Annotated in this window: 15 protein-coding genes; 8 read left to right on the plus strand and 7 right to left on the minus strand. The window is 69.1% G+C overall.

Going from position 1 to position 17,250, the window contains the following annotated elements; translation table 11 throughout:
* Positions 1 to 3: 3 nt before the first annotated feature.
* The 4 genes from ACOEQ2_RS14895 to ACOEQ2_RS14910 are packed head-to-tail and all read right to left on the minus strand — an operon-like array spanning position 4 to position 3,927.
* Complete coding sequence (locus ACOEQ2_RS14895; RefSeq protein WP_419728740.1) at positions 4 to 783, minus strand: triose-phosphate isomerase family protein; 780 nt, start codon at positions 781 to 783, stop codon at positions 4 to 6.
* Entirely contained in the window at positions 776 to 1,246 is a 471-nt protein-coding gene (locus ACOEQ2_RS14900; protein ID WP_419728741.1) for a ribose-5-phosphate isomerase, read from the minus strand. The genes ACOEQ2_RS14895 and ACOEQ2_RS14900 overlap by 8 nt, the downstream gene beginning before the upstream one ends.
* Complete coding sequence (locus tag ACOEQ2_RS14905) at positions 1,236 to 2,948, minus strand: dihydroxyacetone kinase family protein (RefSeq protein ID WP_419728742.1); 1,713 nt, start codon at positions 2,946 to 2,948, stop codon at positions 1,236 to 1,238. The genes ACOEQ2_RS14900 and ACOEQ2_RS14905 overlap by 11 nt, the downstream gene beginning before the upstream one ends.
* Before the next feature lie 31 nt (positions 2,949 to 2,979).
* A complete protein-coding gene (locus tag ACOEQ2_RS14910; protein ID WP_419728743.1) occupies positions 2,980 to 3,927 on the minus strand; it encodes a sugar phosphate isomerase/epimerase family protein in 948 nt (315 codons plus the stop codon).
* Between the two features lie 119 nt (positions 3,928 to 4,046).
* On the opposite strand from ACOEQ2_RS14910, the gene ACOEQ2_RS14915 reads away from it, so the two are divergent.
* Positions 4,047 to 5,039: a LysR substrate-binding domain-containing protein gene (locus tag ACOEQ2_RS14915; protein WP_419728744.1), complete on the plus strand. Its 993-nt coding sequence runs from the start codon at positions 4,047 to 4,049 to the stop codon at positions 5,037 to 5,039.
* A 174-nt stretch (positions 5,040 to 5,213) separates the two neighbouring features.
* Positions 5,214 to 6,524 (plus strand): MSMEG_0569 family flavin-dependent oxidoreductase, encoded by a 1,311-nt coding sequence (locus tag ACOEQ2_RS14920; protein WP_419728745.1) that lies wholly within the window; start codon positions 5,214 to 5,216, stop codon positions 6,522 to 6,524.
* On the opposite strand, the gene ACOEQ2_RS14925 is transcribed toward ACOEQ2_RS14920, so the two are convergent.
* Positions 6,521 to 7,894 (minus strand): sigma-54-dependent transcriptional regulator, encoded by a 1,374-nt coding sequence (locus tag ACOEQ2_RS14925; RefSeq protein ID WP_419728746.1) that lies wholly within the window; start codon positions 7,892 to 7,894, stop codon positions 6,521 to 6,523. The two genes, ACOEQ2_RS14920 and ACOEQ2_RS14925, sit on opposite strands and share 4 nt — an antisense overlap.
* Positions 7,879 to 9,381 carry a sensor histidine kinase gene (locus ACOEQ2_RS14930; protein WP_419728747.1) on the minus strand — a complete coding sequence of 501 codons (1,503 nt, stop codon included), beginning with the start codon at positions 9,379 to 9,381 and terminating at the stop codon, positions 7,879 to 7,881. Before ACOEQ2_RS14930 ends, ACOEQ2_RS14925 begins: the two co-directional genes overlap by 16 nt.
* A 215-nt stretch (positions 9,382 to 9,596) precedes the next feature.
* On the opposite strand from ACOEQ2_RS14930, the gene ACOEQ2_RS14935 reads away from it, so the two are divergent.
* From ACOEQ2_RS14935 to ACOEQ2_RS14955, 5 genes are read left to right on the plus strand one after another with little or no spacing between them, the layout of a single operon-like run.
* Positions 9,597 to 10,319, plus strand: a complete 723-nt coding sequence (locus ACOEQ2_RS14935) for a hypothetical protein (protein WP_419728748.1) — start codon at positions 9,597 to 9,599, stop codon at positions 10,317 to 10,319.
* Positions 10,320 to 10,379: 60 nt separating this feature from the next.
* Positions 10,380 to 11,516: a metallophosphoesterase family protein gene (locus ACOEQ2_RS14940; protein ID WP_419728749.1), complete on the plus strand. Its 1,137-nt coding sequence runs from the start codon at positions 10,380 to 10,382 to the stop codon at positions 11,514 to 11,516.
* On the plus strand, positions 11,510 to 12,787 hold the full coding sequence (locus ACOEQ2_RS14945) for an MFS transporter (protein ID WP_419728750.1): 1,278 nt from the start codon (positions 11,510 to 11,512) through the stop codon (positions 12,785 to 12,787). Before ACOEQ2_RS14940 ends, ACOEQ2_RS14945 begins: the two co-directional genes overlap by 7 nt.
* Before the next feature lie 3 nt (positions 12,788 to 12,790).
* Entirely contained in the window at positions 12,791 to 14,065 is a 1,275-nt protein-coding gene (locus ACOEQ2_RS14950; RefSeq protein ID WP_419728751.1) for an arsenic transporter, read from the plus strand.
* 25 nt (positions 14,066 to 14,090) lie between these two features.
* Entirely contained in the window at positions 14,091 to 14,534 is a 444-nt protein-coding gene (locus tag ACOEQ2_RS14955; protein ID WP_419728752.1) for a DMT family transporter, read from the plus strand.
* A 93-nt stretch (positions 14,535 to 14,627) separates the two neighbouring features.
* Here ACOEQ2_RS14955 and ACOEQ2_RS14960 read toward each other — a convergent pair whose 3' ends face one another.
* The gene (locus ACOEQ2_RS14960; RefSeq protein ID WP_419728753.1) at positions 14,628 to 16,613 is read right to left on the minus strand and encodes a CocE/NonD family hydrolase; all 1,986 of its coding nucleotides are present in this window, start codon (positions 16,611 to 16,613) and stop codon (positions 14,628 to 14,630) included.
* A 145-nt stretch (positions 16,614 to 16,758) separates the two neighbouring features.
* Here ACOEQ2_RS14960 and ACOEQ2_RS14965 point away from each other — a divergent pair, with 145 nt between their 5' ends.
* Positions 16,759 to 17,250 (plus strand): GFA family protein, encoded by a 492-nt coding sequence (locus tag ACOEQ2_RS14965; RefSeq protein ID WP_419728754.1) that lies wholly within the window; start codon positions 16,759 to 16,761, stop codon positions 17,248 to 17,250.

Here is a 17,250-nt window from a genome sequence, read left to right on the forward strand (position 1 = left end):
GTGTCAATTTCCGGCAGAGGGTGAGAGGGGGAGGGATGTCGCGCCGGCTTCTGCGAGCACACGGCGCAACGCATCGATGTCATGAGCGAAGCGGCCGAGAAACAGGCCGTCGACCGCGTCGCCAAGCTGGGAAAGCAGGCCAGGCCCGGCGCTGCCCCCGTAGATCAGGCGCGTCGCCGGCCGATCGCCAAGTGCGGTCCGCAGCCTGCTCCCGACCGCACGGATGAAGTCAGGCGTAGCGGGCGTAGCCGCGCCGATTGCCCAGACCGGCTCCCACGCCACCACCAGCTCGCGTGCCGGGTCGATGCCGTCGGTGGCGGCGGTGAATTGCCGCATGCACTCCGCGACCGCCATGTCCGGCGCCATCGGGTCGGCCTCGCCGATGCACAGCACCGGAACCAGGCCGTTGCGCACCGCGGCTGCGGTCTTGGCGCCGACGATCTCGTCGGTCTCGCCGAACAGCCGCCGGCGTTCCGCATGTCCGATCTCGACGAAACGGCAACCTGCTTCCGCCAGCACAGGCGCCGAAACTTCACCGGTGAACGCGCCGCTATCCTCCCAGAAGACATCCTGCGCGCCGAGCAAGACCCGCGTTGCGGCGAGAGCCTCGCGAGAGGCATGCAGGGAGACAAAATCCGGGATCACGAACAGATCGACATCGTCCGGCAGTCCGGCGGTCGCCATCACGGCAAGGCGTTCCATCCAGCCTCGCGTCTGCGCCAGGCTCATATACATCTTGAGACTGACACCGACGATCCGGCGGCGGTGCGCGACGTCACGCATCGGGGCGTTCGTATCCGCTGATCGCATCCACTTTCGGCGCCGAGGACGATGCCGGATCGAAACGGTGCTTCAGCCATTCGCCGGCCAGCACACGCGCCAGCTCGAGCCCGATCACCCGCTCGCCGAAACACAGCACCTGCGCGTTGTTGCTGAGCACCGCACGCTGCACCGAATACATGTCGTGCGCGGTAACCGCCCGGATGCCCGGCACCTTGTTGGCGCTGATCGCCACGCCCAGGCCGGTGCCGCAGATCAGCAACGCCCGATCGGCGCGACCCTCGGCCACCATCCGCGCGGCCCGGACTGCGATATGCGGATAGGCCGTGGTGTCGTCAGCCACGACGCCGACATCGGTCACCTCGGACACGCCGGGGTGCTTTTCGAAGTCGGCACGCAACGCGTCACGAAAGCGGGTTCCAGCCTCGTCACAGCCGATGACGATGCGTAACGGATCAGTGCTCATTGATGGTATCGCCTACGATCCGTGCAGCCAGCGCCAGCGACACCGCTCCCGCATCCCGATGACCGCGGCTGCGCTCGGTATGGATGCGTGCACGCCCCAGTTTCGGCAGCAGGTCGGCCGTCGCATTGGCCGCTTCATGGGCGCGCTCGGTGGCGTGCGCCCAGGCAACCTTGGTCGGCAGATCCGCCTCGATGTCGGCCACCAGGGTTTCCACGAACGGCGCCAGCGCGTCGACCAGCGTCTTGTCGCCAGGACGCGCGCCACCCAGGCGCATCACCGCCTCGAGCGCCGATTTGGCAGCCTGGCGGGCCTGTTCACGGGTCGGGCTGGTCCGGTCGTCGAACGCGCCACTCGCCGCCTGCAATCCGAGGCCCCAGATCACGCCCGACGTGCCGCCGGCGCGTGCCGCCCAGGCATCCGCCGCAGCCGCCAGCACGCTCGCCGCACCGGCACCGGCCTTGGCCGCCTCGTCCGCCGCCTCGGCCGCCGCACGAGAGCCGCGGGTCATGCCCTGGCCATGGTCGCCGTCGCCTGCCAGGGCGTCGATCCGTCCGAGTTCCGCTTCCGCATTCCGCAGCGTCGCCGCAAGCCGTGACAGGGCCAGCGCGAACGTCTGGCCCGCGCGTTTCGCCTCCGGTGTCGCATCCGGCCATGACCGACGCACGTCGCTCTCATCCGGCAGCGCAGGTGCCCGCTCGGCCGGTGCGGTGTTGCCGACACGCAGTGCCGCGGTGTCGCACGGCGCCAGCCACAACGGCTCCAGTTCCTCGTCCAGCCAGGTGAGGGTGAGCGAGCAACCTTCCATATCCAGGCTGGTGACATACTCGCCGACCAGCGGCGAAACCGGCGTGATCCCGCCACGCTCGAGTGCGTCGGCGATGTACGTCCACAGCACGAACAGCTCCTCGTGCTTGGTGCCGCCCAGTCCGTTCAGCAGCACCGCGGCGCGTCCGGATGCACCGTCCGGCGCCTCGGCGAGCACACGCTCGACCAGCAACGCGGCCAGGCTCGACGCCGACATGATGTCGGTTTCCTCGATGCCGGGCTCGCCGTGGATGCCGAGGCCGATCGCCATCTTGCCGGCCGGAACCTCGAACAACGGCTCCCGCGACCCTGGAAGCGTGCAACCCCCGAACGCCACGCCGAACGAACGCGTCCGCGCATTCGCAAGCCGCGCGAGCCGCTCGACATCATCGAGGGAAAGCCCGGCTTCGGCTGCGGCTCCGGCGATCTTGAACACCGGGATGTCGCCGGCCACACCCCGCCGGCGGGACGTTTCCTCCGGCGAGGCGCTGGCAATGTCGTCGGTGATCGCCAGCACGCGCACGTCGATGCCACCGGCACGCAACTGCTCGGCCGCGAACCCGAAATTCAGCACGTCGCCGGCATAGTTGCCGAACCCCAGCACGATGCCCGCGCCGCGCTCGGCCTTGCGCGCCACTGACGCGATCAGCTGCGTTGCAGGCGACGCGAACACGTCACCCGCGATCGCCGCATCCGCCAGGCCGGCTCCGACATACCCCGCAAACGCCGGGTAATGGCCACTGCCGCCACCGATCACCAGCGCCACCTTGCCGGCCGGCGTCACCGTGGAACGCAGCACGCCGCCGGTCACCGCACGCACGATACGCTCATGCACCATGCAGTAGCCGTGCACCGCCTCCTCGGCGAAGCTGTCGGCATCCTCGAACACGTGGGTCATGCTGGTTCCTCCAGTCTCGCGCTGCGGGCGATCAGAGCGATTTCGGCAGGATGCGACGCAGATACGCGCGATTGGACGCGCTCACGCTCAGCCCGTCTCCGCCGTAATGCTCGCAGCCGAACGCGCCGCGGAAGCCGAGCGCGATCGCCTGCTTGATCGCCGCGCGGTAGCTGATCACGCCGGTTTCCAGCGGTGCCGGGGCGCTCAGGTAGATGCCCTTGGCCTCGTCGACGATCCGCAGGTAGTTCTTGACGTGCCAGTATCGCACATACGGCACGGTCTTTTCGATCATTGTCGCCCAATGCTCGACCGGCTTGTGCAGGCGTATCAGGTTGGCGATATCGGGATTGAGCCCCACCGCCGGGTGATTGACGTCGTGCACGAACTGCACCGCGCTGTCGGCGGTGCCGAGATAGGTGTCCTCATACATTTCGAGCGCGATATCGAGCCCGACCTTCTCGGCATGACCACCGAGCTCGCGCATGCCCTCGACAGCCTTGCGATACACCGCCGGGTCATCGGGATTGTGCAACCCGTCGGCGGTCCAGAACCACAGCACCTGCTTCTGCGCGTCGGTCAGCGGACCGAACAGCCCGAAGCATACGGTGAGCGCACCGAGATCGGCGGCAGCGTCGATCATCCGGTGGCAATAGGCCAGATATTCATCGCCGTGCACGGGATCGATGATGCTGCGCCGCGACGTCGAGATTGCCGGAACGGTCAGGCCGACCTCGGCAAGTGCGGTCTTGAACTCATCGCGGCGCGCCTGCGACAGGTCGGCCACGCGGAGCCAGCAATCGGTCGGGTCGATCTCGGTGAATCCCGCGTCGGCGATCTCCGACATGGTGGCGGCCCAGCCTTCCGCGGACTGGTCCTGCACCGAACTGCCGTCGGGCCGGGTATTGCCGTACTGGATCATGGCGGCCGCGATCGGCCAGTTGTCCCGATTGAGGTCGTCCCGATTGAAGCTCGCGGCCATGACCTTCTCCCATCTCAAGGTGGCACCGGAGCGCCTTGAAAACGCGCCAGCCTATGCGGACGTGACATATCCGTCTAATCGTAAGACAACAACCTGTCATACGATTCCAGGTATAGGTCGTGACCGGTCAGCGGCGCCTCTCCCTCAACTGGTTCGTGCAAAGCCGGCTCAAGCTGCGGCACCTGCAGCTGCTCGTGGCGCTGCACCGCCATCAGAAACTGCAGCTCGCCGCGGACAGTGTCGGCCTGTCGCAACCGGCCGCCTCCAAGCTGCTGACCGATCTCGAGGCGGCCATGGGTCACGCGCTGTTCGACCGCAGGGGTCGCTTCCTGGAGCCGAACCCGGTCGGCGTGATCCTGACCCGGCACGCGCAGACCGTGCTGTCGGAGTTGGAAAGTGCGCGTGACGAGATCAACACTTTCCAGGACGGCCATCTCGGGCGCGTCGCGATCGGGTCCATCGACGCGCCGGCGATCCTGACCGTGACGGCGGCGGTGGCCCGCGCGCAGGCGCTGTATCCGCGGATGGAGGTCGAGGTGCAGGCGGATTCCAGCAACGTCCTGCTCGAGCGGCTGATCAGCGGGCAGCTGGACATGGTGCTTGGCCGCCGCACCTCGAACGAGCATTCCAGGCAGTTCAGCTACCACGAGATCGGCGATGAGAGCCTGCTGCTGATCGGGCACGTCGATCATCCGCTCCGGTCGCATGCGCGCCTGACCCCGGCACAGCTGCATGACGAGTCATGGATCCTGCAGGCGCGCGGATCGCGGCTGCGCGCACGGGTCGATGCGATGTTCCACCAGTCCGGTCTGCAGCCCCCGGAGCGGATCGTCAGCGCGAACTCGCTGCTCATGACGCTGGCCTACGTGACGGCGACGAACGCGCTCAGCATCGTGTCGGAAGCGGTGGCGCTGCAGCAGGAGGCGTGTGGCCAGCTCGCGATCCTGCCGCTGGCCAGGAAGATATCGGCCGGGCGCTATGGCCTGATCCTGCCGAGCCAGAAGCCGCTTTCGCCCGCGTCGGCGACCATGCTCCGGCTGTTGTTTCCCGATCCACCGGAGCCGCTGCGCAAGGCGCTCTCCGCACTGATGCCGCCCGGGTTCAGCCTCTGAACGGCTGTCATGGAACGCCCGCTGCAGCATGGCCGCGGCCCCGCTTCATGACATCCTCGGCGACACGGCCGACCGTCGCCCGGGATCGTGCATTGATGGCCGGACGGGTTTGCCGATCCATGCTACGCGCCGTCGCTGGTCGAGGAGAGCTTCTCCGCTAAGCAGGAGACCACGATGGACGGCGTGAGCAGCGGACAGACATTGCCGGCGCATATACCGGTGGCGATCGTCGGTGCCGGCCAGGCCGGGTTGTCGTTGAGCTGGTATCTGCGCCGCGCCGGCATCGACCATGTCGTGCTGGAGCGCAACGAACCCGGCCACGCCTGGCGCCACGAGCGATGGGACAGCTTCTGCCTGTTCACGCCGAACTGGCAGTGCCAGCTGCCCGGCTATCCGTATGCCGGCGACAACCCGGACGGCTTCATGCCCAGGGACGAGATCGTCGCCTATCTCGACGGGTTCGCCCGCTCCTTCGATCCGCCGGTGCATTCCGGGGTCGAGGTCGAGCGGCTGGGCGCGCGGACCCTGGCCGGCTACACGCTGCGCACCAGCCGGGGCACTTTCGACGCCGACCAGGTGGTGGTGGCGACCGGCGGCTATCACGATCCGGTCCTCCCGTCGTCGGCAGCCAAGCTGGATCCGTCCATCCGCCAGGTGCTGGCGTCGGACTATCGCAACCCCGGGGCGCTGCCGCCGGGTGCCGTGCTGGTGGTCGGCACCGGGCAGTCGGGCGCCCAGATCGCCGAGGACCTGCACCTGGCCGGCCGCGTCGTGCATCTGTGCGTCGGCGCTGCGCCGCGGGTGTCGCGTTCCTACCGTGGCAGGGACGTCGTCGCGTGGCAGCACGCGATGGGCCACTTCGACGTGCCGGTGGACGCGCATCCGTTGCGTGAGCGCGTGCGCGACCGAACCAACCACTATGTCGGGACCCGCGGCGGCGGCCACGACATCGACCTCCGCCGCTTCGCCGTCGCCGGCATGCAGCTGCATGGCAGCCTCGCCGACATCTCGGACGGCGCGGCACGGTTCGCCCCCGATCTCGCCGCCAATCTCGACAACGCCGACGCCGCCAACGCGACCATCAAGCACGAGATCGACGGCTTCATCGCGGAGCAGGGGATCCAGGCGCCGGTCGACGATCCGTATGTCGCGCCGTGGCACCCGCCGGCGGACGCTCTCGAGAGCCTGGACCTGCGCGCCGCCGGCATCACCAGCATCGTCTGGTGCGCGGGCTTCCGACCGAACTACCACTGGATCGACCTCCCGGTGACCGGCCCGGACGGCCGCCCGACGCACCATCGCGGCGTCACCCCGCTGCCGGGGCTGTATTTCCTCGGCCTGCCGTGGCTGCACAGCTGGGGCTCCGGCCGCATGTCCGGGGTCGGACGCGATGCCGCCTATCTCAGCGAGCGGATCGTCGCGCTCAGCGAAGGGACCGTCGCGCTCAGCCAAGGGGCCGGCGAACGCGCCACCAGCGGCGTCTAGATCGGCTCCGCGTCGGCCGGACCCGCCGCGTCGAGTCCGTAGCGTCGCAGCTTGGTGTGCAGGAGCTGCCGGTGGATGCCGAGCAGCCGGGCGGCCTCGGTGCGGTTGCCCCCGGTCGCCGCCAACGCGCGACGGATCATCGCCGTCTCCAGCCGCACCACCGCCGGCTCCAGCTCTCCGGCCAGCCAGTCCATGGCGGGCGCGTCTGCCTCGGTAGGCGACCGGGTCGCGCCGCCCAGGAAATCCAGGTCGCCGGCGTCGATCACCGGCCGCCGCACCAGCGCCGTCACCCGCTGCACCGCGTTCTGCAATTCGCGCACGTTGCCGGGCCACGGATGCGCCAGCAGCATCGCCGCCGCACCGGCCGACAGGCGCTGCGGCGGCCCATCCCCGGCCGCCAGCGACAGGAAGTGCTCGGCCAGCGGCACGATGTCGGCGAGGCGGTCGCGCAACGGCGGCAGCAGCACCGGCACGACGCCCAGCCGGTAGAACAGGTCCTCGCGGAACCGGCCCTGGCGCACCGCCAGCGGCAGGTCGCGATGCGAGGCGGCGACGATCCGCACATCGACCGGCACCGGCCGGCCACCGACGGGCGTCACCACCCGCTCCTGCAGCACCCGCAGCAGCTTGGCCTGCATCGGCTGCTCCATGTCGCCGATCTCGTCGAGGAACAGCGTGCCGCCATCCGCTTCCCGGAACGCGCCCGGGTGATTGGCGATCGCCCCGGTGAAGGCGCCGCGCACATGGCCGAACAGCTGGCTCTCCAGCAGATCCGCCGGGATCGCGGCACAGTTCACGGCAACGAAGGGCGCCGCGCGCCGCTTGCCGTGACGGTGCAGGGCGTGCGCCACCACCTCCTTGCCGGTGCCGGTCTCGCCGGTGATCAGCACCGTCGCATCACCGTCGGCGAGCAGCCCGATCAGCTTCTGCACCTCGCGCATTGCCGCCGAAGCCCCGACCAGCTGCTCGCGTGGTCCGCCGGTCGCAGCGACGGCGCCCCCCTGCTGCGAACGCGCGGGCAGCATCCGCTCCAGCAATGCCGCAAGGTCGTTGCGTCCGACCGGCTTGCCGAGATGGTCGACGGCGCCCAGCCGCATCGCCTCGATGGTGTTGCTGGCCGTCGCCACCGCGGTCAGCACTGCCACCGGCGGCGGCGCAGGGCCACGTCGGATGCGCGCCAGCACCTCCAGCCCATCCATGCCGGGCATCCGCAGATCGAGCAGCACCGCATCGACCGGCTGTCCGGCCAGCAGCCGCAACGCCGCGTCGCCGTCCGCCGCCTGGATCGGCCGGTGCCCGAGGTCTGACAGCGTTTCCGCCAGCCCGACCCGCAAGGCGGCGTCGTCATCGACGATCAGGATGGTGGGCATGGTGGCATCCGGGACAGCTCCAGCAGGAAGGTCGCGCCGACCCCGTCGCCGCCCGGCTCGGTCAGCACCAGCGAGCCGGCATGCGCCTCCGCCATCTCGCGGGCGATCGCCAGCCCGAGGCCGGTGCCGTCCGGACGCCCGGTGACGAACGGCTCGAACAGGCGCGAGCGCAACGCCGGGTCGATGCCCGGCCCGCTATCGCTCACCGCCACGCGCACGGTATCCGCATCGCCGTCCGCCTGCATCCGCACCCGACCGCCGGCCGGGGTGTGCCGGATGGCATTCAGCAGCAGGTTGTCGAGCGCCCGGCCGATCAGCTCCGGATCGAACGCGGCGCGTCCGGCGGCGCCCTCGACCGAGAGCAGGATGCCGGCCGCTGTCGCACGCTCCCGGTGGTCGGCGGCGCGCGCCTGCAGGAAATCCGTCAGCTCCAGCGTCTGCCGTTCGGGCCTGCGCCGCAGCGTCATCGCCAGCAGCTCGTCGACGAGCCGGTCGACCCGGGAGATCTGCTCCAGGCTGGCTTCCAGCGCCGGCCGTTGCCTCGCCGCATCGCCGGTCAGCGCGTTCTCCGCCCGCAACCGCATCGCCGCCATCGGGTTGCGGATCTCGTGCGCCACGCCGGCCGCGACCCGACCCAGCGCGGCCAGCCGCTCGGCCGCAGCGACCCGCGACGCCATCTCCGTCGAGCGGGTCCGGGCGGCCGCGAGCCGGCCTCCAGCATCGTTCAGCGCCGCAATGATCCGGTCCAGCTCGCGCTCGCCGGTCCGTGGCAGCGTTGGCAGGTCCTCGATGCTGTGCGCCGCCAGCGCAGTCTCGATCCTACCGACATGGCGCCCCCAAGCCGCGGTGAGCCAGGTCCCCCAGCCGGCGATGCCCAGCACCAGCGCCAGCAGCAGCCCGAGCCCGGCGCGCAACCGGTCATAGCCCTGCGCCTGGCGCACCCGGGTCATGGTCCAGCCGGTCAGGCCGTCGATCGGGCCGGATGGGGGCCCGGAGATCGGGCAGGCGGCAACGAGGAGCGTCTGGGTGCCGGATGCCACGCGCTGCAGCACGGCTCGCTCGCTCCGTCCCGCCTGCTGGTTGGCGCTCCGGATGGTCGGCAGTTCGGCCACCGGCAGGTCGCTCTTCGGTCCGGTGCCCTCGTAGGTCGGGAAGGCATAGGCGAGCGATCCGGTGGTCGCCGACCAGATGCCGCCTTCGACCCCCGCCTGCCCGATCAGCCCGGCGACGACGACCTGGGTCAGGCCCGCGCGCAATCCCGGATCGGCGAGGGCGGCGGCCGGGGCGGGGGTGGCGCCGGAACCTGCCATGTAGAAGCGGTAGCGATCGCGGATGCTGTCGCAGGCACCGGCCAGCACAGCCTCGGATCGCTCCACCTGCGCCGTGGTGGAGGTGCGGTAGAGCTGGATCAGCAGCAGCCCGACCCCGATCGAGGCCGCCAGCGCCAGGGCCCAGAGCACCCAGAGGCGGGATCGAAGAGAGTGCATCGCCCGCAGATAACGCCCGTTCGGCCGCAGCTATGCAAGCCGGCGTCGATCGACCGGAGTGCGGACGGCACGTGTCCGGAAGTCGGACGATGCATCGTCATGGCGCGTGCGGAATTGCAGTCTTTTCAACCGGATGCAGGTGGCACGCGGCTTGCGATCGAGGAGCCACGGATCCAGCGCACTCACCGCCCGATCCGCCCCAAGGGAGCCCAGACATGACGACATTTTCAAGACGGATCCTCCTCCTCGGCACGGTTGCGCTGCTCGGTGCCGGAGCCGCCGCTGCGGTGGCGCAGGGGTTGGCCGATCCCGATCTCAGCCAGCTGCCGCCGCTTCATGGCGTCGTCGGCCAATACGACCTGACGCCGCGCGGCGATGTCGACGGGTTGATCCTGCAGGACGGCACCGAGGTGCATTTCCCGCCCGATCTCGGTCCGCAGGTGGTGGCGCTGCTGAAGCCCGGTGCTGCCGTCACCATCCGCGGCCTGAAGGCACGCACCCTGCCGCTGGTGCAGGCCCTGTCGCTGACCGAAGACGCGAGCGGCCACAGCATCGTCGACGATGCGAGCCGCAACCGGCCGGGACGCCTGCCGCCGCCGCCGCCGCCGCCACAAATCGCCGATCCGAGCCTGGTGCAGGGCGTGATCCGGATGCAGCTGCATGGCCCGCGCGGCGACCTGAACGGCGTGCTGCTGCAGGACGGCACGATGGTGCATCTACCGCCGCCGGAAGCGGACCGGTTGGCCGACCAGCTGAAGCCCGGCCAGAGCATCGCGGCGCGCGGCGAGGGTGTCCAGGACCAGCGCGGCCACGTCATCGCGGCGACTGCCATCGGCGCCGATCCACAGCATCTGGCCGAACTCGCGGCCCCGCCGCCGCCGCCGCCTCCGCCCCCAGGCAACCCGGGCGGTCCGCCCCCGCCGCCGCCTGCACCGTAACGATCTGCCGCCGGCAGAACGGCCGCTCATGACCCCTTGCAGCAACGGAACGACCGGACCATGAGCGACCTGTGCTGGATGCAGATCGGCGACCTGCACGTGACAGCGGAGGGCGACCGCTGTCTCGCGGATCTGCGTGAGATCGTCGCAGTCGCCAACACGATGTTCGCGGATGGCGTCGACTTCGTCTTCCTCCCCGGCGACAACGCCAACGAGGGCGCCGCCGCGCAATATCGCCTCATCCGCAGGTCGCTCGATACGCTGGCGTTGCCGCTCCGCATCATCCCGGGCGACCATGATTTCGTGCCCGGAAACCTCGATGCGTACCGGGAAGCGCTTGGCGCGCATGACCTGCCACGTGCCGAAACCATCGGTGGCGTGCGGTGCGTTTTCCTCGACATCGTCTCGGCCGGTTCAGGCGGCCCGGATTTCCGTCTGGGCGCGCCGCAGCGCACGTGGCTGGCGCAGGAGCTCGCCGAAGCCGACAGGCTCGACCTGCCGACGGCACTATTCATGCACGCCTTCGCGGCCGATCTGCGCGATGCGGCGGATGAGCTGGCCGCGTTGTTCGCGCAACACCGCGTGGTCGCCGTATCGACCGGGCACACGCACTACAACGAGATCCTGAACGACGGCCACGCCATCTCCGTTGCCGTCCGCTCGACCGGGCAGGTCGAGGAGGGGCCGGTCGGATTTGCCGTGACGGTCGTGGAGGCGGGTGCCGTCGCCTGGCGGTTCAGGACGCTCGAACACCCGTCGCCGTTCTGCATCGTTACGGCGCCGACCGATCTGCGTCTGCTCACCGCGGCGTCCGAGGCGCGCGCCAGCAGCGTCCCGCCCGGGCACATGGAGGTCCGCGCCCGGGCCTGGAGCCCTCACGAGATCGTTCACGCCTCCTGCCGCATCGCCGACGGTCCGTTACTGGCAATGACGCGACAAGCCAGCCATGGAACGATGTCGGTGTGGCGGGCGGTCGTCGCGGTGTCGCCGGGCCATGTGGGAGTGACGGTGCTGGTCGAGGACGCCGTCGGCCGCACCGATGAGGACACCGTGAACGCCTGGATCCCGGGCCCGGGACTGGCGCCGCCCCCGCTCCGCGAGACCGATGGCCAGGACCGCTTCAGGGTCGGCGCATGGCCGGAGAAGGGCATCCCGGGCGGACGGCTGGGACCGAACCGGAACGGCCGCGCATGGTGAGCGACAGCGTGTGCACGGTCACCGACGCCGGCAAGGGGCAACCCTCGCGGCAGAGCCTGCGCGGGCTGGACAGCGTCAACGTCCTGATGGCCGACGTGCGTGACGGCGTCGGGCCCTACCTCTCGGTGTTCCTCGCCGGCACCCGCCACTGGCAGCCGGGCCCGATCGGCGTCGCGATGGCGGCAAGCTCGATCGCGGCGGCAATCTTCCAGATCCCCGCCGGGCTGCTGGTCGACGGCACACGCTGGAAGCGCGCCCTGATCGCCGGTTCGGGGTTGTTCGTCGGGCTGGGCTGCCTGCTGATCGTGCTCTCGCATGGCTTCTGGCCGGTGCTGGCGGCGCAGGCGATGCTGGGTGCGGCCTCCGCGATCATCCCGCCGGCGATCGCCGCGGTATCGCTCGGCCTGGTCGGGCGTCGGTTGCTGCCGGCCCGGATCAGTCGCAACGAGAGCTTCAACCACGCCGGCTCGTTCGCCGCTGCCGGCCTCGCCGGCGTGTTCGGCCAGTATGTCGGCACCGACTGGATCTTCTACCTGGTGTGCGCCTTCGCGGTGGCCAGCGCGATCGCCGTGGTGCTGATCCGGCCGGCCGAGATCGACAACGAGATCGCCCGTGGCGGCGAGGATCCGCAGCACGCAGACCGCCCGGTCTCGTTCCGCGACCTGCTGCGGCGTCCGCATGTCGGCGTGTTCATCGGCGCGGTGGTGCTGTTCCATTTCGGCAATGCGGCGATGCTGCCGTTCGCCGGACAGGTGTTGGCGAAAACCCATCCCGGCCAGGACACCATGGCGCTCAGCGCCTGCATCATCTGCGCGCAGCTGGTGATGGTCGGCGTCGCCTGGGCGGTCGGGCGGGCGATGCGGGCCGGCATCGGGCGCAAGCCGATCTTCCTGGTGGCGCTGGTGATCCTGCCGATCCGCGGCGTGCTGTTCTCCTTCACCAGCAACCCGGTCGGCGTGGTGGCGATCCAGCTGCTCGATGGCATCGCCGCCGGCATCTTCGGGGTGATCTCGGTGATCATCGCCGCCGACCTGACCCGCGGCACCGGACGCTTCAACCTGATGCAGGGCCTGGTGGCACTCGCCGTCGGCGTCGGCGGCACGCTGAGCAACGTGATCGGCGGCTACGTCGTGCAGGGCTTCGGCTACTCCGTCGGGTTCCTCGGCCTGGCCGCGGTCGCCACCTGCGCGCTGCTGTTCTTTCTGCTGCTGATGCCGGAAACGCGTCAGGACGACATCCCGAATCCCGACCTGCAACCGACGGAGGCCTGACCGATGCCGCCCAGCCTCGACGGCGCGACGCTCGCCACCCTTGCCATCGCGTTCCTGGCGACCGCCGGCGTGATCATCCGGCCCTGGAAGCTGCCCGAGGCGGTGTGGGCGGTGCTCGGCGCGGCGCTGCTGGTGGGCTTCGGCTTGCTGCCGTGGGGGCAGGCGCTCGCGGCGGTCAGGCGGGGCGGCGACGTCTATCTGTTCCTGGTCGGCATGATGCTGCTCTCCGAGGTGGCGCGGCGCGAGGGCCTGTTCGACTGGCTCGCAGCCTTTGCGGTGCGCCGCTCGCGCGGTTCGGCACGGCGGCTGTTCCTGCTCGTCTATGCGGTCGGCACCGTGGTCACGACGTTCCTGTCCAACGACGCGGCCGCGGTGGTGCTGACCCCGGCGGTGTTCGCCGCCGCCCGCGCCGCCAAGGCCGACCCGCTGCCGCATCTGTTCGTGTGCGCCTTCATCGCCAACGCCGCCTCGTTCGTGCTGCCGATCTCCAACCCGGCGAACCTGGTGCTGTACGGCGGACACATGCCACCGCTGGCCACCTGGCTCGGCCGCTTCCTGCTGCCCTCGGTGCTAGCGATCGTGGCGACCTTCGTCATGCTGCGGCTGGTCGAGCGCAAGGCCCTCGCGGATCCGATCGGATCGGATATCCCGCAGCCGGCACTCTCGGCTGCCGGCTGGGCGGCACTCGGCGGCATCGTCGTCACGGCGCTCGTGTTGCTCGGCGCGTCCGCTGCGGACCTGCAGCTCGGGCTGCCGACCTGCCTCTCGGGTGTCGCCACCGTGGCCGTCGTGCTGTTGGCCCGCGGGCAGGATCGGATGCCGGCGTTGCGCGAGACGCTGCGCGACGTGTCTTGGGCGGTGCTGCCGCTGGTTGCCGGGCTGTTCGTCCTGGTGGCCGGACTCGCCCATACCGGATTGCTCACGAAGCTTGCTGACGCCCTGCACGACGCGGCACGAAGCGACATGCGGCTGACCGCCTGGGCTTGCGGCATCGGGCTGGCGATCCTGTGCAACCTGATGAACAACCTGCCGGCCGGGCTGATCGCCGGACAGGCGATCGTGCAGGCTCACCTGCCGACGCCGGTCGTGGATGCGCTGCTGGTGGGTGTCGATCTCGGCCCCAACCTGTCGATCACCGGCTCGCTCGCCACCATCCTGTGGCTGACGGCCCTGCGCCGGGAAGGTCTCGAGGTGTCGTTCGGCCGCTTCCTGGCACGTGGCGCCCTGGTGATGCCGCCCGCCTTGCTGCTCGCCCTGGTCGGGCTGCTGCTCGCCTGAACCATTCACGAAGAAAGACCGACCCATGCAGTCGCTGATCTATCCGCTGATCGTTGCCGCCGGCATCCTGCAGGCGATGGGCAATGCCATGAACGCGCAGCTCAACAAGTCGCTGGTCAATCCGTTCCTTGCCGCGTCGGTGTCGTTCCTGCCGATCGCCTTCGTCTTCATCACGCTGCTGTTCGTCGTGCCGAAGCCTTTGCCGACGATCGCCAATCTGGCGCAGATGCCGTGGTGGGCGCCGCTCGGTGGAGTTGCCGGTGCGGTGGCGGTCTTCACCGGGTTGCTGTTCACGCAGAAGATCGGCGCCGGTCCGTTCTCCGGCATGCTGATCGCCTCGAACATGATCTTCGCGATGGCCCTGGATCATTTTGGGCTGCTCGGCCTGCCGCAGCATGCGGCGAGCCTGGGCCGGATCGCCGGCGCGGTCCTGATGATCGCCGGCGTCGGCATGATCTCGCTGTTCTGACGTCTTCACCGACAGGTCGTGCTCGGATCACCGACGGCGCCACCGCGTTTCCCGGCGCGCGGAGAAGGTGGCGCCGGGACCGCGTGGTTTGTCTTACGGCCCCGCGACTTCGGTTCCGTCGCTGCCCGCCACCACCGGCAGCTGCACGTAGCTGGCCGCGTCCGGGGCATGGAACACCCGGTCGGTCGCCTTGGTGTAATCACTCGGCTTGGCGAAGAAGATGTTGGCGACGTAGTTCTGCGGGTTGCGGTCGTAGAGCGGGAACCATGTCGACTGGATCTGCACCATGATCCGATGGCCCGGCAGGAACACATGGTTCACGTTCGGCAATGCCAGCGTGTAGCCCACCGTCTTGCCCGCCGGAATGGCGCTCGGATGCGCCGGATCGTCGCGGTAGCGGCCGCGCAGGATGTCCATGCTGACGCCGAGCTCGTAGCCGCCGAGCTCCGGCTGTTCCGGCACGCTGTCCGGATAGACGTCGATCAGCTTGACCACCCAGTCCGCGTCGGTGCCCGTCGTGGAGGCCAGCAGATGCGCCACCGGTGCGCCGCTGATGGTGACCGGCGCCGTCAGCGGGGCGGTGCTGTAGCTCAGCACGTCCGGCCGTCCGTCGGCGAAGCGCTGGTCATCGACCAGCCAGGTGTGCCAGGTGGAATCTTCCGCGTAGGTCGGCCGGATCGGACGCAGTCGGTACGGCACCGGCTTGGCCGGATCCGAGACGTATTCATCGAACGCCGCAGTCGTGGACGTCGGCTTGTCGAACGACAGTCCGCTGTTCGGCTGCAGGTAAAGGGCCTTCCCGGTGTCGGCGCATGTTTCGCACGCCTGCGGCCAGGTGGAATAGGTCCGCCACGTGTCGGTCCCGGTCTGGAACACGGTGACCGGCGCGATATTCGCCGGCGGCGCACCATCCTTCAGGTGCGCATCGAGGAACGGCAGCATCACGTGCTTGCGGAACCAGGCCCCGGTATCCTGCTGCCAATCGAATGGCCCGAGCGACGTGCCTTTTCCGTTGGCCTGTCCGTGATACCACGGCCCCATCACCAGGAACCGGTTGGCGTCATCGCCCTTGGCCGCCGTCGCTTCGTACGCGGCCATGGCGCCGTAGATGTCCTCCTGGTCCCATTGTCCCTGCACGAACAATGTCGGCACCGTCAGCGGCGTACGGGCGAGCAGCTTGTCGACCGCCTGGCCCTGCCAGAACGCGTCATAGGCCGGATGCTCGGTCAGGCGCTGCCAGAACGCCAGCTGCTCCATTCCCATCGACTTGCCGAACGCCCCGGCCGAGCCATGGCGCATGTACAGCGAGAAATCGTCATGCCCGGTCGCCCACCATTCGTCGGTCGAGCTCTTTGTCGCAGTCTGGCTGTAGATGTAATCCATCATCTCTTCGCGAAATGCGCCGTGATGGAACCAGTCGTCGGCCATCCAGGTATCGACCATCGGGTTGATCGGCACCGCCGCCTTCAGTGCCGGGTTCGGATTGATCAGGCTCATCAGCGTCGTGAAGCCATCGTAACTCGTGCCGATGGTACCGACACGACCGTTCGATTCCGGAACGTTCTTCACGAGCCATGAAATGGTGTCGTAGGCGTCGGTGGTGTGATCGACCTTGGTATTGTTCAGCGGTCCGATGACCGGCCGGTTCATCACGTAGTCGCCGTCCGACTTGTATTTTCCGCGCACATCCTCGACGGCGACGATGTAGCCGGCCTGCACCAGGTCACGGAAAACGTAGCGCATGCTCTCGGCGACCAGCGGAGACTCGACCTTGCCGGTGATCTGGTCCGCGCTGTACGGCGTCCGGTCGAGCATGATCGGTCCGTGCTTGACGCTGTGCGGCACGATGACGACGGCGTGCAGCTTGGCGCCGTCGCGCATCGGGATCATGACGTCGCGCTTGTCGTAGTCGTATTCCCCAAGCACCGGCTTGAAGTGCGCCGGAATATCGCCACCGCCGGATGCGGGTGCATGACCCGGCGGGTTTCCCGACGCACTCTGCGCCATGGCCGCACCGTAATGCGACCCTCCCAGCATCATTGCCGCCGTCACTGCCAGAACCGCTCGCCTGCTCGCCACCGCGTCAACCCATCTCGATTTCGGCGGCCTTTATTGCCGGCTCCCGGCCACCCGGCAACCCGCTTCGCTCCGCAACACGGTTTCTGAACATTCATTTAGGAACCGGTCGTCGCGTGCCGGCATTCAGGCTGCAGGGGGGTCGATCATGCACCTGGACGGATCATGCCATTGTCGCGCCGTGCGGTTCTCGCTCGAGAGCCGGGACCCTGTGCCGTATCAGCTCTGCTACTGCAGCATCTGCCGCAAGACCCAGGGCGGTGGCGGTTACGCGATCAATCTCGCCGGCGACGCGACCACGCTGCAGGTCGAAGGCCGCAGCCATACGCGCAGCTACCACGCGATCCTGCGCGAGGACGGCGAGCCGGATCAGCACAGCGAGGCGGAGCGGGTGTTCTGCGGCCTGTGCGGGAGCGCCCTGTGGCTGTTCGACAAGCACTGGCCGGAGCTGATCCACCCCTTTGCGTCCGCCATCGACACCGACCTGCCGACCGCGCCCGAGCATACCCACCTGATGCTCGGCTCGAAGGCCAACTGGGTCGAGCCGTCGATCAGGGCCAAGGACAAGAGCTTCGACGAGTATCCGGAGGAGTCGATCGCGGAATGGCACCAGCGGCTCGGCCTCGAGAGCAAGGAGTAG

Source organism: Lichenicola sp., assembly GCF_965198575.1.
GTDB lineage: Bacteria > Pseudomonadota > Alphaproteobacteria > Acetobacterales > Acetobacteraceae > Lichenicola.

Excerpts from the sequence above, each read along its gene's own strand:
- ACOEQ2_RS14895 (WP_419728740.1), bottom strand. The coding sequence starts at position 783 with ATGCGTGACGTCGCGCACCGCCGCCGGATCGTCGGTGTCAGTCTCAAG.
- ACOEQ2_RS14900 (WP_419728741.1), bottom strand. The coding sequence starts at position 1,246 with ATGAGCACTGATCCGTTACGCATCGTCATCGGCTGTGACGAGGCTGGA.
- ACOEQ2_RS14905 (WP_419728742.1), bottom strand. The coding sequence starts at position 2,948 with ATGACCCACGTGTTCGAGGATGCCGACAGCTTCGCCGAGGAGGCGGTG.
- ACOEQ2_RS14910 (WP_419728743.1), bottom strand. The coding sequence starts at position 3,927 with ATGGCCGCGAGCTTCAATCGGGACGACCTCAATCGGGACAACTGGCCG.
- ACOEQ2_RS14920 (WP_419728745.1), top strand. The coding sequence starts at position 5,214 with ATGGACGGCGTGAGCAGCGGACAGACATTGCCGGCGCATATACCGGTG.
- ACOEQ2_RS14925 (WP_419728746.1), bottom strand. The coding sequence starts at position 7,894 with ATGCCCACCATCCTGATCGTCGATGACGACGCCGCCTTGCGGGTCGGG.
- ACOEQ2_RS14930 (WP_419728747.1), bottom strand. The coding sequence starts at position 9,381 with ATGCACTCTCTTCGATCCCGCCTCTGGGTGCTCTGGGCCCTGGCGCTG.
- ACOEQ2_RS14935 (WP_419728748.1), top strand. The coding sequence starts at position 9,597 with ATGACGACATTTTCAAGACGGATCCTCCTCCTCGGCACGGTTGCGCTG.
- ACOEQ2_RS14940 (WP_419728749.1), top strand. The coding sequence starts at position 10,380 with ATGAGCGACCTGTGCTGGATGCAGATCGGCGACCTGCACGTGACAGCG.
- ACOEQ2_RS14945 (WP_419728750.1), top strand. The coding sequence starts at position 11,510 with ATGGTGAGCGACAGCGTGTGCACGGTCACCGACGCCGGCAAGGGGCAA.
- ACOEQ2_RS14950 (WP_419728751.1), top strand. The coding sequence starts at position 12,791 with ATGCCGCCCAGCCTCGACGGCGCGACGCTCGCCACCCTTGCCATCGCG.
- ACOEQ2_RS14955 (WP_419728752.1), top strand. The coding sequence starts at position 14,091 with ATGCAGTCGCTGATCTATCCGCTGATCGTTGCCGCCGGCATCCTGCAG.
- ACOEQ2_RS14965 (WP_419728754.1), top strand. The coding sequence starts at position 16,759 with ATGCACCTGGACGGATCATGCCATTGTCGCGCCGTGCGGTTCTCGCTC.